Source organism: Pseudomonas sp. BF-RE-21, from assembly GCF_019947305.1.
Lineage (GTDB): Bacteria > Pseudomonadota > Gammaproteobacteria > Pseudomonadales > Pseudomonadaceae > Aquipseudomonas > Aquipseudomonas migulae.
On the sequence record NZ_JAGYGF010000019.1, the window covers coordinates 38,328 to 53,248 of the forward strand.

The 14,921-nt window shown below is 58.5% G+C and carries 14 protein-coding genes; 4 read left to right on the forward strand and 10 right to left on the reverse strand.

What is annotated here, in order from left to right:
* Positions 1–6: 6 nt before the first annotated feature.
* The 5 genes from carA to grpE form a co-directional block, all read right to left on the reverse strand.
* A complete protein-coding gene (gene carA, locus KGB25_RS14930) occupies positions 7–1,143 on the reverse strand; it encodes a glutamine-hydrolyzing carbamoyl-phosphate synthase small subunit (protein ID WP_008029779.1) in 1,137 nt (378 codons plus the stop codon).
* Positions 1,144–1,402: 259 nt separating this feature from the next.
* Positions 1,403–2,209, reverse strand: coding sequence for a 4-hydroxy-tetrahydrodipicolinate reductase (gene dapB, locus KGB25_RS14935; protein WP_008036522.1), 807 nt, complete (start codon positions 2,207–2,209; stop codon positions 1,403–1,405).
* 9 nt (positions 2,210–2,218) lie between these two features.
* Positions 2,219–3,343, reverse strand: a complete 1,125-nt coding sequence (gene dnaJ, locus KGB25_RS14940; protein ID WP_008029785.1) for a molecular chaperone DnaJ — start codon at positions 3,341–3,343, stop codon at positions 2,219–2,221.
* Between the two features lie 296 nt (positions 3,344–3,639).
* Positions 3,640–5,556: a molecular chaperone DnaK gene (gene dnaK / locus KGB25_RS14945; protein ID WP_008029786.1), complete on the reverse strand. Its 1,917-nt coding sequence runs from the start codon at positions 5,554–5,556 to the stop codon at positions 3,640–3,642.
* Positions 5,557–5,658: 102 nt separating this feature from the next.
* Positions 5,659–6,225 carry a nucleotide exchange factor GrpE gene (gene grpE / locus KGB25_RS14950; RefSeq protein ID WP_008029789.1) on the reverse strand — a complete coding sequence of 189 codons (567 nt, stop codon included), beginning with the start codon at positions 6,223–6,225 and terminating at the stop codon, positions 5,659–5,661.
* A 241-nt stretch (positions 6,226–6,466) separates the two neighbouring features.
* Between grpE and recN the strand changes: the two genes are divergently transcribed.
* The gene (recN, locus tag KGB25_RS14955; RefSeq protein ID WP_007942901.1) at positions 6,467–8,140 is read left to right on the forward strand and encodes a DNA repair protein RecN; all 1,674 of its coding nucleotides are present in this window, start codon (positions 6,467–6,469) and stop codon (positions 8,138–8,140) included.
* A 75-nt stretch (positions 8,141–8,215) separates the two neighbouring features.
* Here recN and fur read toward each other — a convergent pair whose 3' ends face one another.
* Positions 8,216–8,620: a ferric iron uptake transcriptional regulator gene (gene fur / locus KGB25_RS14960; protein WP_003197684.1), complete on the reverse strand. Its 405-nt coding sequence runs from the start codon at positions 8,618–8,620 to the stop codon at positions 8,216–8,218.
* A gap of 97 nt (positions 8,621–8,717) precedes the next feature.
* Here fur and KGB25_RS14965 point away from each other — a divergent pair, with 97 nt between their 5' ends.
* Entirely contained in the window at positions 8,718–9,245 is a 528-nt protein-coding gene (locus KGB25_RS14965; RefSeq protein WP_008029791.1) for an outer membrane protein assembly factor BamE, read from the forward strand.
* 61 nt (positions 9,246–9,306) lie between these two features.
* Here KGB25_RS14965 and KGB25_RS14970 read toward each other — a convergent pair whose 3' ends face one another.
* Genes KGB25_RS14970 through KGB25_RS14980 form a run of 3 tightly spaced genes read right to left on the reverse strand, consistent with a single transcriptional unit; the run spans position 9,307 to position 11,459 of the window.
* On the reverse strand, positions 9,307–9,621 hold the full coding sequence (locus tag KGB25_RS14970) for an RnfH family protein (protein WP_008036537.1): 315 nt from the start codon (positions 9,619–9,621) through the stop codon (positions 9,307–9,309).
* Positions 9,614–10,048, reverse strand: coding sequence for a type II toxin-antitoxin system RatA family toxin (locus KGB25_RS14975; RefSeq protein ID WP_008029796.1), 435 nt, complete (start codon positions 10,046–10,048; stop codon positions 9,614–9,616). The genes KGB25_RS14970 and KGB25_RS14975 overlap by 8 nt, the downstream gene beginning before the upstream one ends.
* A gap of 7 nt (positions 10,049–10,055) precedes the next feature.
* Positions 10,056–11,459, reverse strand: a complete 1,404-nt coding sequence (locus tag KGB25_RS14980; protein WP_008029797.1) for a sodium-dependent transporter — start codon at positions 11,457–11,459, stop codon at positions 10,056–10,058.
* Between the two features lie 118 nt (positions 11,460–11,577).
* On the opposite strand from KGB25_RS14980, the gene smpB reads away from it, so the two are divergent.
* Positions 11,578–12,060 carry an SsrA-binding protein SmpB gene (gene smpB, locus KGB25_RS14985; RefSeq protein ID WP_008029800.1) on the forward strand — a complete coding sequence of 161 codons (483 nt, stop codon included), beginning with the start codon at positions 11,578–11,580 and terminating at the stop codon, positions 12,058–12,060.
* Between the two features lie 110 nt (positions 12,061–12,170).
* Here smpB and KGB25_RS14990 read toward each other — a convergent pair whose 3' ends face one another.
* Entirely contained in the window at positions 12,171–12,938 is a 768-nt protein-coding gene (locus KGB25_RS14990) for a GntR family transcriptional regulator (protein WP_008029801.1), read from the reverse strand.
* 262 nt (positions 12,939–13,200) lie between these two features.
* Between KGB25_RS14990 and KGB25_RS14995 the strand changes: the two genes are divergently transcribed.
* Positions 13,201–14,895: a lactate permease LctP family transporter gene (locus tag KGB25_RS14995; protein ID WP_223435482.1), complete on the forward strand. Its 1,695-nt coding sequence runs from the start codon at positions 13,201–13,203 to the stop codon at positions 14,893–14,895.
* The last annotated feature ends 26 nt before the right edge of the window (positions 14,896–14,921 follow it).

Sequence of the window (14,921 nt, forward strand, 5' to 3'; positions counted from 1 at the left end):
GAGCGATCAGCGTCGCTTGGCCATTTCGTTGATGAAGCGATCGAACAATGGCGCTACGTCGTTCGGGCCAGGGCTGGCTTCCGGGTGACCCTGGAAGCTGAAGGCGCTCTTGTCGGTACGCTCGATGCCTTGCAGGGTGCCGTCGAACAGCGATTTGTGAATCGCACGAACGTTGGCTGGCAGGGTCGCTTCGTCTACGGCAAAACCGTGGTTCTGGCTGGTGATCATCACCACGCCGCTGTCCAGATCCTGGACCGGGTGGTTGGCACCGTGGTGGCCGTGGCCCATTTTCAGGGTCTTGGCGCCGGAGGCCAGGGCCAGCAGTTGGTGACCGAGGCAGATGCCGAATACCGGAATCTCGGTTTCCAGCACGTCCTTGATCGCCTGGATCGCGTAGTCGCAAGGCTCCGGGTCGCCAGGGCCGTTGGACAGGAACACGCCGTCCGGCTTCATCGCCAGCACGTCAGCGGCAGGCGTTTGCGCCGGCACCACGGTCACACGGCAACCGCGCTCGACCAGCATGCGCAGGATGTTGAGCTTGACGCCGTAGTCGTAGGCAACCACGTGGTACGGCAGCTCGGAAGCGTCGATGGTCGCGTGGCTGTCGGTTTTCAACTCCCAGACAGTCGAGCGCCACTCGTAGGTTTCCTTGGTGCTGACGACTTTCGCCAGGTCCATGCCTTTGAGGCCCGGGAAGCCTTGAGCCGCGGCGATGGCCGCTTCTTCGGAAATGTTGTCACCGGCCATGATGCAGCCGTTCTGCGCGCCTTTCTCACGCAGGATGCGCGTCAGGCGGCGGGTGTCGATACCGGCGATTGCCACAACGTTGTTGGCTTTCAGGTAGTCGGACAGGGACATCGTGTTACGCCAGTTGCTCGCAACCAGCGGCAGGTCACGGATGACCAGGCCAGCGGACCAGACGCGATCGGACTCGGCGTCTTCCGGCGTGGTGCCGGTGTTGCCGATGTGCGGGTAAGTCAGGGTAACGATCTGTTGGGCGTAGGAAGGATCGGTAAGGATTTCCTGATAGCCGGTCATTGCGGTGTTAAACACCACCTCACCAACGGTTTGACCGTCGGCTCCAATGGCTTCGCCGCGAAAAATGCTGCCATCAGCAAGGGCGAGTATGGCTGGCTTAGTCAAGAAGACCTCCCGTAAATAAAGCCTGAAAGGGCGATCGCAGGTTGTAAAAAAGCGGAGTGACGTATGGACACGTCACCCCGCTTTTTCACTGAATTATTCTGCGCGCTTTTAGTGGACACACTAAAGCTGTAGCTTACAGAAAAAGGCTTTTTTGGTCTACCGCCAATGAGCCCTAAAGGCCGGAGAATGCGACAGGACGTCGCTTGGCGTAATAAAACCGGGCCCAAACGCAATGTTGGAACCCGGTTTCGGCTGCATCTTAACGCAGGTCGAGCACGTCTTGCATGTCGTAGAGGCCAGGCTCACGACTGTCCAGCCACAACGCCGCACGCACAGCGCCTTTGGCGAAGGTCATGCGACTGGACGCCTTATGCGTGATTTCCAGGCGCTCGCCCTCACAGGCGAACAGCACGGTGTGATCACCGACCACATCACCGCCGCGCACAGTGGCAAAACCGATCGTTTCACGCTCGCGCACACCGGTGTGACCTTCACGCCCGTAGACCGCGACCTTCTGCAGGTCACGATCCAGCGCACTGGCAATTACCTCACCCATACGCAGGGCGGTGCCGGAAGGCGCATCGATCTTGTGCCGATGATGAGCTTCGATGATTTCGATGTCCGCATCATCACCCAGCACGCGCGCAGCCATGTCGAGCAGCTTCAGCGACAGGTTCACGCCAACACTGAAGTTGGCCGCGAACACGATAGGAATGTCCTTGCCCGCCTCGGCCAGCAACTGCTTCTGCGCAGCATCGAGCCCCGTCGTGCCGATGACCATGGCTTTGCCCGCCTTGCGGCAGAACGCCAGGTTTTTCAGCATGACTTCCGGCAGCGTGAAATCGATCAACACATCGAACTCATCCGCGACCGCATCCAGGTTACCGGACAACGGCACACCGATACGCCCCAGCGAAGCCAGCTCGCCAGCATCCACGCCAATCAGCGTGCTGCCAGGACGCACGATGGCGGCTGTCAGACCGGTCAGCGGTGCGCGTTGCTGCACCGCTTCGACCAGGATCTTGCCCATGCGGCCAGCGGCACCCATCACAGCTATACGTCGCATGCTCACTCCTTACAGATCGCCGAAGAAGCGCTTCACGCCTTCGAACCAACCGGTGGTTTTCGGCGAATGGCTGTTGTCGTCTGCCAGGGAGCTACGAAACTCTTCCAGCAATTCGCGCTGACGACGACCCAGATTGACCGGGGTTTCCACCGCAACACGGCACATCAGGTCACCGGCACCGCCGCCACGCACAGGCGCAACGCCTTTGCCGCGAACACGGAACTGCTTGCCGGTCTGAGTCCCCTCAGGGATCTTCAGTTTGACCCGACCATCAAGGGTCGGAATCTCCAGCTCGCCACCCAACGCTGCATCGACGAAACTGATCGGCACTTCGCAGAACAAGTGCTTGCCGTCACGCTGGAAGATCGCGTGCTCGCGCACGTTGATCACCACATACAGATCGCCCGTCGGACCACCCTGAGCGCCCGCCTCGCCTTCGCCGGACAGACGAATGCGGTCACCGGTGTCGACACCGGCCGGTACTTTCACGGAAAGGGTTTTGTACTCTTCAACGCGACCGTCACCGTTGCAGGAGTTGCACGGGTCGGAAATGATCTTGCCCTGGCCATGGCAGCGCGGGCAGGTCTGCTGCACCGAGAAGAAACCTTGCTGCATACGGACCTGACCGATACCGCCGCACGTCGGGCAAGTGACTGGCGAAGAGCCTTTCTTGGCACCCGAGCCATCGCACGGCTTGCAGTTGACCAGTGTCGGAACGCGGATATTCACGGTGGTACCGCGTACCGCTTCTTCCAGATTCAGTTCCAGGGTGTAACGCAGGTCGCTGCCGCGCTGAGCGCCGCCACGAGCACCGCCGCGACCGCCACCGAAGAAGTCACTGAAGACATCGCCAAAGATGTCGGAGAAGTTCTGACCGCCAAACCCGGCACCGCCGCCGCCCATGCTTGGGTCGACACCGGCATGACCGTATTGGTCGTACGCCGCGCGCTTGCTGGAATCGGACAGCACTTCGTAGGCCTCGTTGGCCTCCTTGAACATCTCTTCCGACGCTTTGTCATCGGGATTACGGTCCGGGTGGTGCTTCATCGCCAAGCGACGGTAGGCCTTTTTCAGGTCCGCTTCGCTTGTGCCACGCTCAACACCCAATACTTCGTAATAGTCACGCTTTGCCATAAGTCTTTGCACTCTTAAGGATGTTCGACAAACCTCTCCTGAGCCCTGCCGAACTCGTTGAGCCCCAATACAGGCCCGGACCCAACTCACGTCAATTCAACGATCCTGGTCTTTGATTCATTGCGGTACTTTCGGCTCGAAAAGCAGGAGCATTCCCGGCCATACCGCCAGCACACGAACTTGTCGCATGCTGTAAAAATTCGTGTACTCCAGACACGCCAACGCGGGAGCAGGCTCCCGCGCGGCGACATCCTACCAGTCACCGCCTAAAGGCAGTCAACCGGGCGACCAACAACTTACTTGTGGTCTTTGACTTCTTCAAACTCGGCATCGACAACGTCGTCGGCTTTTTCAGCTTTTTCGTCGTGCGGTGCTGCGCCTTCAGCAGGCTGAGCCTGTTCGGCATACATCTTCTGCGCCACTGGAGCGGAGACTTTCGACAGCTCTTCAACCTTGGCTTCGATTGCAGCTTTGTCGTCGCCTTTGACAGCGGCTTCCAGAGCAACAACAGCAGCTTCGATTGCAGTCTTCTCTTCAGCAGTCACTTTATCGCCTGCCTCAGTGACCATTTTGCGAGTCGAGTGAACCAGTGCATCGCCCTGGTTGCGGGCAGTGGCCAGCTCTTCGAACTTGCGGTCTTCCTCAGAGTTCGCTTCAGCATCGCGAATCATTTTCTCGATCTCTTCATCGGACAAACCGGAGTTTGCCTTGATCACGATCGATTGAGCCTTGCCGGTGGCCTTGTCTTTGGCGCCTACGTGCAGGATGCCGTTGGCGTCGATGTCGAAGGTCACTTCGATTTGTGGCACGCCACGTGGTGCTGGTGGAATCTCGGCCAGGTCGAACTTGCCCAGGGACTTGTTCTGGGCGGCTTGCTTACGCTCGCCTTGCAGCACGTGGATGGTCACGGCGCCCTGGTTGTCGTCGGCAGTCGAGAACACTTGCGATTTCTTGGTAGGAATCGTGGTGTTTTTCTCGATCAGCGCGGTCATCACGCCACCCATGGTTTCGATACCCAGGGTCAGCGGGCTGACGTCCAGCAGCAGAACGTCTTTCACGTCACCGGCCAATACGGCACCCTGGATAGCAGCACCCATGGCAACGGCTTCGTCCGGGTTCACGTCTTTACGTGCTTCTTTACCGAAGAACTCGGTCACCAGCTTCTGAACCAGTGGCATACGGGTCTGACCGCCTACCAGGATCACGTCGTTGATCGAACCAACTTCGATGCCGGAGTCTTTCAGAGCGATGCGGCAAGGTTCGATGGTGCGTTGAACCAGGTCTTCAACCAGCGCTTCCAGCTTGGCGCGGGAAATTTTCACGTTCAAGTGCTTAGGACCGGTGGCGTCTGCAGTGATGTACGGCAGGTTCACGTCGGTCGACATGCTCGAAGACAGTTCGATCTTGGCTTTCTCAGCGGCTTCTTTCAGGCGCTGCATGGCCAGCGGGTCACCTTTGAGGTTCATGCCGCTTTCTTTCTTGAATTCGTCGACGAGGTAGTCGATCAGACGAATGTCAAAGTCTTCACCGCCCAGGAACGTGTCACCGTTGGTGGCCAATACTTCGAACTGGTGCTCGCCATCGACTTCAGCGATTTCGATCACGGAAACGTCGAAAGTACCGCCGCCCAAGTCGTAAACGATCACGGTGTGATCGCCTTTCGCCTTGTCCATACCGTAAGCCAGAGCGGCTGCGGTTGGTTCGTTGATGATACGTTTAACGTCCAGACCCGCGATGCGGCCGGCGTCTTTGGTCGCCTGGCGCTGGCTGTCGTTGAAGTAGGCCGGAACGGTGATCACCGCTTCGGTCACTGGCTCGCCGAGGTAGTCTTCGGCGGTCTTCTTCATTTTCTTCAGAATTTCAGCCGAGATCTGTGGCGGCGACATTTTCTGGCCGTTCACTTCAACCCAAGCGTCGCCGTTGTCAGCCTTGGCGATTTTGTAAGGGACCATCTTGATGTCTTTCTGTACGACTTCTTCGTCGAACTTACGACCGATCAGACGCTTCACCGCATACAGGGTGTTGTGCGGATTGGTCACAGCCTGACGCTTGGCCGACTGACCAACGAGGATTTCGCCGTCGTTGGCGTAAGCGATGATCGACGGCGTGGTACGCGCGCCTTCAGCGTTTTCAATAACTTTGGCTACGCCGTTTTCAAGCACGGAGACGCAGGAGTTGGTAGTCCCCAGGTCGATACCGATAATTTTGCCCATGTTCACTCTCCCGAAACTTTGGATTTGGTTGCCGCAGCAGTGGTGGCTAACTGCGGTAGCACTTAAACGCTTGACTTCTAAATGGGGGCCTTGCGGCTAATTTCAAGCCTGCTCGTCAATCGAAGGCGAAACCGGTGCCGGTGCCTTGCTGACCACGACCATGGCCGGGCGCAGCAGACGACCATTGAGCTGATAGCCCTTCTGGAACACCTTGAGCACGCTGTTCGGCTCGACGTCAGCGCTTTCCTGCATGGCCATTGCCTGATGAAGAACGGCGTTGAACGGTTCGCCATGCGGGTCAATCGCTTCCAGCTGATAACGCTTCAGGGTGTCCTGGAACATTTTCAGGGTCAGCTCGATGCCTTCGCGCATTGGGCGGATGCTTTCATCGTCCGGGTTGGACAACTCCAGACCACGCTCAAGGCTGTCGATGATCGGCAGCAGATCACCGGCAAATTTTTCCAGAGCGAATTTGTGAGCCTTTTCAACATCCTGCTCGGCGCGACGGCGGACGTTCTGCAGATCGGCGGCAACACGCAAAGCCTGATCCTGCGCGCCTGCAAGTTGCTCTTCGAGCACTTGTACACGAGCCGCGAGGTCTTCACCCGAAGCCGCGGAGCCCTGGTTGGCTTCTTGATTTTGCGTATCCACTGTCTGTTCGTCAGCCATAGATTTCTCCTTTCAATATCGTCCGCGAGCTCAACTCGCGCTTCTGCCCAGCTATATGGGGCCGCAAAAATCAGCTTCAAGGGGTTTGTTGTGATTAACCCTACAAAAAACAGCTGCATTGTCATTTCCCGATGCGCTAACGATTTCGTCGGATCAATCAAATCGAGCTAAGAGAGGGCATTGTCAGCCGCAAATAAAACACTGTATAAATAACCAGACCTAAAGCCTGGGAGCGGCCTTTATGCTGGTGCACCTGTCCGTACACAATTACGCCATCGTTGAACATCTCGATCTCGAACTCGATCGCGGGATGAGTGTGATCACAGGGGAAACCGGCGCCGGCAAGTCGATCATGCTCGACGCCCTCGGCCTGACCCTGGGCGATCGCGCCGACAGTGGCGTGGTCCGCCCAGGCGCCGACAAGGCCGACATCCTGGCCACCTTCGACCTGGTCGATATTCCCGAAGCCAGTGCCTGGCTGGCCGAGCGCGACCTTGAAAGCGACGGCCCGTGCATTCTGCGCCGGGTGATCACCGCCGAAGGGCGCTCCCGCGGCTATATCAATGGCACGCCCTGCCCGCTTGGTGATCTCAAGGCCCTGGGTGAGTTGCTGATCGATATCCACAGCCAGCACGAGCACCAATCCCTGCTCAAGACCGATACTCACCGCCGCCTGCTCGACGAATACGCCGGCGCCACCGACCTTGCCCGCCAGGTGCAATTGGCCGCCCAACGCTGGCGCCAGACTCGCCAGGAACTGGAGCGCCTCTCCAACTCCGGCGATGAACAACGCGCCCGCCATCAACTGCTCAGCTATCAACTCGAAGAGCTGGAAAATCTCGGCCTCGGTGACAACGAGCTGGAGCAGTTGGAGCAGGAACACAAGAACCTGACCAACGCCGAAACCCTGCTGGGCATCTGCCGGCAAGTGGTCGAACAATGCAGCGAAAGTGATTCAGGCAATGTCCTGAACGCCCTGACCGCCAGCCTCAACCGCCTGTCGAGCGTGAACAACTCGATCGGCGCACTGGGTGAAGCCAGCAGCTTGCTGACCAGTGCGCAGATCCAGGTTGAAGAGGCCGTGGGCGAACTGAATCGCTTCCTCGATAACTTCGATGCCGACCCGGCGCGCCTGCAGTACCTGGAAGAACGCCTCGATGCGATCTACACCATGGCGCGCAAGCACCGCATCCAGCCGACCGAGGTCGCCGAGATGCAGCAGCGCTTGCTGGATGAAATTGAAACCCTCAATGCCAATGATGAATCCATCGAGCGCCTGAGCGATGAACTGGCCTCTTATGCCCGCCATTATCAAGAAAAGGCTCGCGAACTGAGCGATCTGCGCCACCAGGCCTCCAGCAGCCTGGCCAGCGCCGTAGAGCAGGAAATCCAGCGACTGGGCATGCCCGGCGGCCGCTTCACCATCGAGTTGCGCCCCAACAGCAGCGATGAGCTGCTGCCTAACGGGCTCGAACAGGTAGAACTGCTGGTCAGCGCCAACCCCGGCCAGCCCTTGAAAGCGTTGGCCAAAGTAGCCTCGGGCGGTGAACTGTCGCGGATCAGCCTAGCGATTCAGGTGATCACCGCACAGACTTCACGCGTACCCACCCTGGTATTCGACGAAGTGGACGTAGGCATCGGCGGCCCGACGGCCGAGATTGTCGGCCAGCTACTGCGTCGCCTCGGTGAGCGCGGACAGGTGCTGACAGTGACTCACTTGCCGCAAGTGGCGGCGCAAGGGCATCAGCATCTATTTGTGCACAAGGTGCGTGGCGAAGAGGCGACCCACACGGCCGTCTCCAAACTGAGCAAGAATGATCGCGTTGAAGAAGTCGCGCGGATGCTGGGCGGCATCGACCTCACCAAGGAATCCCTGGCGCACGCGAAAAAAATGGTCGTTACCGCAAAGATTTAAGAACGGCAGACAGCACGAAGGCGACCCTGGGGTCGCCTTCGTTCGTTTCGCGAATGTGAAATTCGCGCGACATGCTTACTTTTTCTTGCGCACGTACAGCACCAGATTGTGATCGACCATCTCGAAACCATACTTGTCGACGATGGCTTTCTGCAGGCGCTCGATTTCTTCGTCGAAGAATTCGATCACTTCGCTGGTTTCGACGTTGACCATATGGTCGTGATGCTTGCCGTCATCCAGCTCGAAGACCGCATGGCCTCCGTCGAAGTTGTGCCGCACCACAAGGCCAGCTGCCTCGAACTGAGTCAGTACACGGTAAACCGTGGCCAGACCGACGTCCTCACCAGCCTCCATCAGCGCCTTGTAAACATCCTCGGCACTCATGTGGCGTTGCTCGGCGGAATCGAGCATTTGCAGAATTTTGACCCGTGGAAGGGTCACTTTGAGACCGGCTTTGCGTAGTTCGCTATTTTCAACCATGGTCAGCTTTCTCGCGATGCTGCTTCGCAGCTTCTCTTAATGCGGGTATGATCGGCGTTTACGTTGTCCCAGCCAAGATAGTGGAAGTCGCCCACCGATGCAAAACACCAAGCTCTTGCTAACCAGTTTCACCTTTGTGGGACTGCTCGCACTCGCCGGTTGTTCATTCCCCGGGGTTTACAAAATCGACATCCAGCAGGGCAATGTCGTCACGCAGGACATGATAAACCAGTTACGCCCGGGAATGACCCGTAAGCAAGTACGGTTTATCATGGGCAACCCCCTGTTGACCGACACGTTCCATGCCGATCGCTGGGATTATCTGTACAGCCTGCAACCCGGTGGCGGTGAACGCCAACAGGAACGCATTAGCGTTATCTTCAACCCAAATGACCAACTTGTCAGCCTCTCTGGTGATTTCATGCCAGGCGTGAGCCGGGACGAAGCCATTCTCGGCAAGGACAGTGGCACTAATGTGACCGCGCCTGTTGAAAACGCCGAGAAGCCGAAACCGGAAAAACCAGTCAAGCCAGGTTCGTTGCTGGATCAGATCCAGAAGGACGTGGACGGCGTAGAAACCGTTCCAGTCCCGACGCCAGAACCGCTGGAAACTTCGCCGCAATAATTTGCGACGCAATAAAAAACCCGGAATGTCCGGGTTTTTTATTGTCTGGCATTTAATCAGGTCACTGATTTCGGGCTTTTGCCTCGGCGGCCTTGGCCGCGCGCAACCGGCGAACCTCTTTCGGATCGGCCAGCAAAGGCCGATAGATCTCGAGACGATCCCCCGCCCGAACCTGGTGTGTGTCCGGATCGGCGATCACCTTGCCGAAAATCCCGACAGGGCATTCGCCCAGATCCAGCTCTGGAAACGCTTCGCCTATTCCCGAATCAAGCAGCGCTGCGCGCACTGTTGTGCCTGCGGGCACCGTCACACAGCGGAGCACCTGACGATCAACGGCGGCATACACCACCTCGATTTCGATCACGGGCTTAACCATGTATCTGTTTGGCGCGCTGGCAGAACGCATCGACCAGCGTATTGGCCGCCTGATTGAACAATGGCCCCAGGGTCGCGCGAACAATCGGCCCGGCGTAATCGAACGACAGGTCCAGGCTGATCTTGCAGGCCTTGTCGGTCAACGCCTTGAACACCCAAATGCCATGCAACTGGGTGAATGGGCCTTCCTCGAGATTCATCTCGATCGATTGCCCGGGGACCAGAGTGTTACGCGTCACGAAATGCTGACTGAGGCCACCCTTGGCCACGCCAACGCTCGCGCGCATGTACTCGGGAGAGTTTTCCAGGACTTCGGCCGACGAGCACCACGGCAAAAACTCCGGGTAACGTGCCACGTCATTGACCAGGTCATACAGCGCTTGTGCCGGGTACGGCAGCAGAGCCGAACGTTGAATGTGTGTCGTCATGTCAGCGTCACTTCCACAGCTGGGCGGCAAACACTACAAGAATGCCGATGGGCGCCACATAGCGCATCAAAAACAGGGACAGATTGAACAGCATGGGGTTGCGGATCGACAACTCGTCGCGCACCGCTTCACGCCCCATCACCCATCCTGCAAACACCACGAAACACAAACCACCGAGTGGCAACATGATCCGCGAGGTAAAGAAATCGATCACGCCAAAGAAATCCAGACCGCCGGCCGCACCCCATTGATAGAGATGGAACATCCCGCCTTCGTTCACGAAAAATTTGGCTTCCTTCCAGATATTGAAGGAAAACACCGTGCCCAGACCGACGAACCAGCAGGTGAACGCCAGCCAGAAAGTCACCCACGCGCGGCTGACTTTAGTGCGTTCAACCAGGTAAGCCACCATCGGTTCGAGCAATGAAATCGCCGAACTCCAGGCTGCAATCGCGACCAGGACGAAGAACACTACCCCCATCAACTGGCCAAACGCTACGTTGCCAAAGGCAAATGGCAGGCTGACGAACATCAGGCCAGGGCCTTCGCTCGGGTTCAGGCCGGCGGCGAACACAATCGGAAACAATGCCAGACCCGCGACCAGCGAAACAAAGGTATCGAGCAGCGCGACACCGACCACGGTGCCGGAGATCGACGAGTGTTTCGGCATGTAGGCGCCATAAATCATGATCGAACCAACGCCCACGCTCAGGGAAAAGAACGCGTGCCCCATGGCCGGCAACAAGCCGTCGAGGACTTTTTCCGGATGGAAGTCGAACATGAAATGCACGCCCTCCATGAAATGGCCGGTGGTCATGCTGTAACCCAGCAGCACCAGAACCATCACGAAGAGCAGCGGCATCATGATGCGCAGGCTGCGCTCAAGGCCGGCGACTACGCCCCTGGCGATGACGACGGCGGACAACAGCATAAAAATCGTATGCCAAAGTGTCAGGCGCCATGGATCGGCGATCACCTTGCCAAAGTACGCACCGACCTGATCCGGCGTTACCCCCTGAAAGTCGCCGCGCCCCATGTCGATGATGTAATCCAGCGACCAACCACCGACGACACTATAGAAAGACAGGATCAGCAACGCCGTGATCATCCCGGCGAATGCGCCCCAGGACCACTTGCCCGAATGCCCGGCCTCCAGCGCCAGCACCTTCAAGGCATTGGCCGGACTTTGCCGGGCGCGGCGACCGATCAGGGTTTCAGCCAGCATGACCGGTACGCCGATCAGTGCGATACAGGCCAGGAACATCAATACAAAGGCACCGCCGCCGTAGACCCCGACCATGTACGGGAACTTCCAGATGCTACCCAGGCCCACGGCCGAACCGGTCGCGGCGAGTATGAAGACCCAGCGGCTAGCCCAACTGCCGTGGACAGAAACCTTGTCTGTCGACATCGTTACCACGTCCAAGCATTGAAAAAAGAGGGCGCATTGTCCGGGATTCAATCAACCTGCTCAAGCACGCAGCATCACCGTAGCCGACTCGCGTGCAACTCCCTATAATGCCGCCCCTATGGCTAAACAGAAGAAACACCCAACAGGGACCATCGCGCAGAATAAAAAGGCGCGACACGATTACTTCATCGAACATCGGTTCGAGGCTGGTCTGGTCCTGGCCGGCTGGGAAGTAAAAAGTCTGCGGGCAAGCAAGCTGCAACTGGTCGACAGTTACGTGCTGCTCAAGGATGGCGAAGCCTGGCTGCTCGGCAGCCACATTACGCCCCTGACGACCGCCAGCACGCACGTCATCGCCGATCCGACGCGCACCCGCAAATTGCTGCTCAACCGCCGCGAGCTGGAAAAGCTGGCCGCCGCCGTGCAGCAAAAGGGTTACGCCTGCGTGTGCCTGTCCTGGTACTGGAGCAAGCACATGGTCAAGTGCGAGATCGCTCTGGGCAAGGGCAAGAAGGAATACGACAAGCGTGATACCGAACGCGAACGCGACGCCGGTCGCGAGTTGCAGCGAGCGGTGCGCAACAAGGGCAAGGAAGAGTAATTTTTCGCCTTGAGGCCCTCTTCGCGGGCAAGCCTCGCTCCTACACGTCACCCTGTAGGAGCGAGGCTTGCCCGCGAATGCAATCGCACGAACGATACAAAACTAACTGACTACATCCCCTTGCGCCGCTCCGCCCGGGCCATGCGCTGCACTTCCTGACGCACCTCTTCCAGCACTTCCTGTACATACAGAATGTGTCGACTGGAAACTTCCCGCGCCTGCTCCGCCCGTCCCTCAATAATCGCCATGTACAACTCCCGATGCTGCGTGATCAGCATGTCGCGGGTTTCCGTGCGCTGTTTGTACATGCCGCCAATGTTGGTCACCACGTTGCGTTTGAGCAGATCGAACAGCCCGCGAATGGTGTGCAGCAACACCGCGTTGTGACTGGCTTCGGCGATTGCCAGGTGAAATTTCGCGTCCGCCGCCCCCTCTTCCGCCCGACTCACTTCATCGTGACGGGTGTAGCAGTCCTGCAATTCATTGAAGGCCGCGGTCAACCGCTCGCGATCGACATCTGTCGCCCGCATCGCTGCGTAATAGGCGCAGGACGCTTCCAGGGTATGGCGAAACTCCAGCAGATCGCGCTGGGCCTCGGGGTTGCTTTCAAGCAGATGAAGCAGCGGATCACTGAAGGTCGTACCCAGCGACTCCACCACATAGTTGCCGCCACCCTGGCGACTGACCAGCAAGCCCTTGGCCGCCAGCTTCTGAATCGCTTCGCGCAACGAAGGGCGTGACACGCCGAACTGCTCGGCCAATGCGCGCTCGGCCGGCAAGCGCTCACCTGCCTTCAGCGTGCCCTCGAGGATCATCCCCTCAAGCTGCTCGACAATATCGTCAGACAAACGGCGCTGACGAATTTGATCAAACCCCATAACTCAATTCTCCACGATCCCGACGGCTCGCCGGGCTCTCTATTCTGGCCTATCGGCGCTTTGCCAGCACCTACCAGACGGCATTTGTACGACCGGCCCAAACAGGCGCCACAGCGCTTGTTCGACAAAAGTTTTAGGGCGGCAAATTGACACGCCGCCTACAAGGCTTTTACCCTAGCGAACAGCGATTGTAAATTGGTATTACCAATTATCCAAGAACGCTGATCAGTGCCTGACCAACAACAATTAGGGGCCACCCCATATGCAAACCTGGCAACAGCTCTATACCCCGCTCGGCAGCCTCGGCTTTTCCGCGCTCGCAGCCGTTATCCCCATCGTGTTTTTCTTCCTGGCGTTGGCCGTGTTCCGACTCAAAGGGCACGTGGCCGGCAGCATCACGCTGGCCTTGTCCATTGCGGTGGCCATCTTCGCGTTCCAGATGCCGGTCGATATGGCATTCGCCGCCGCCGGGTATGGCTTCGCCTACGGCCTGTGGCCGATTGCGTGGATCATCGTCGCCGCCGTGTTCCTCTACAAACTGACGGTCAAGAGTGGTCAGTTCGAGGTGATTCGCAGCTCCGTCCTGTCGATCACCGACGACCAGCGTTTGCAGGTGCTGCTGATCGGTTTCTGCTTCGGTGCATTCCTTGAAGGTGCAGCCGGTTTCGGCGCACCGGTAGCGATTACCGCCGCCCTCCTTGTAGGACTCGGCTTCAACCCGCTGTACGCCGCAGGCCTGTGCCTGATCGCCAACACCGCGCCAGTGGCCTTCGGCGCCTTGGGGATTCCGATCATCGTGGCCGGGCAAGTGACCGGTATCGACGCGTTCAAGATCGGCGCCATGACCGGTCGCCAACTGCCGCTGCTGTCGCTGTTCGTGCCGTTCTGGCTGGTGTTCATGATGGACGGCCTGCGCGGCGTGCGGGAAACCTGGCCAGCAGCACTGGTGGCCGGTTTGAGCTTCGCCATCACCCAATACTTCACGTCGAACTTCATCGGCCCGGAACTGCCGGACATCACCTCGGCCCTGGCCAGCCTGATCTCCCTGACGCTGTTCCTGAAAGTCTGGCAGCCGAAACGCGCCGCAGGCCAACACATCGTCGGTGCCGTTTCGGCCTCCGTTGTGACCGCCAGCGCCGGCGGCTTCGGTCAGCCGCGCACAACCGTGGCCTCGCCTTACAGCCTCGGTGAAATTTTCAAAGCCTGGTCACCGTTCCTGATCCTCACCGTGCTGGTCACCATCTGGACCCTGAAGCCGTTCAAGGCGATGTTCGCCGCCGGCGGCTCGATGTACGGCTGGGTGTTCAACTTCGCCATTCCGCACCTGGACCAAATGGTGATCAAGGTCGCACCAATCGTGACCGCTCCGACCGCCATCCCGGCCGTGTTCAAACTCGATCCGATTTCCGCGACCGGCACGGCGATTTTCTTCTCCGCACTGATCTCGATGCTGGTGTTGAAGATCAACATCAAAACTGGTCTGACCACTTTTAGAGAGACGTTCTACGAGCTGCGCTGGCCGATCCTGTCCATCGGCATGGTGTTGGCGTTTGCCTTCGTCACCAACTACTCGGGCATGTCGTCGACCATGGCGTTGGTATTAGCAGGCACCGGCGCGGCGTTCCCGTTCTTCTCGCCGTTCCTCGGCTGGCTGGGTGTGTTCCTGACCGGTTCCGACACCTCGTCCAACGCGCTGTTCAGCTCGTTGCAAGCGACCACCGCGCACCAGATCGGCGTCAACGACACCTTGTTGGTGGCGGCAAACACCAGCGGCGGCGTGACCGGCAAGATGATCTCGCCACAATCGATCGCCGTGGCCTGCGCCGCGACCGGTCTGGTCGGCAAGGAATCGGACCTGTTCCGTTTCACCCTCAAGCACAGCCTGTTCTTCGCAACCATCGTCGGCCTGATCACCTTGGCTCAGGCCTACTGGTTCACCGGCATGCTGGTGCACTAAGTACTACACGAAAAAACGCAAAAACC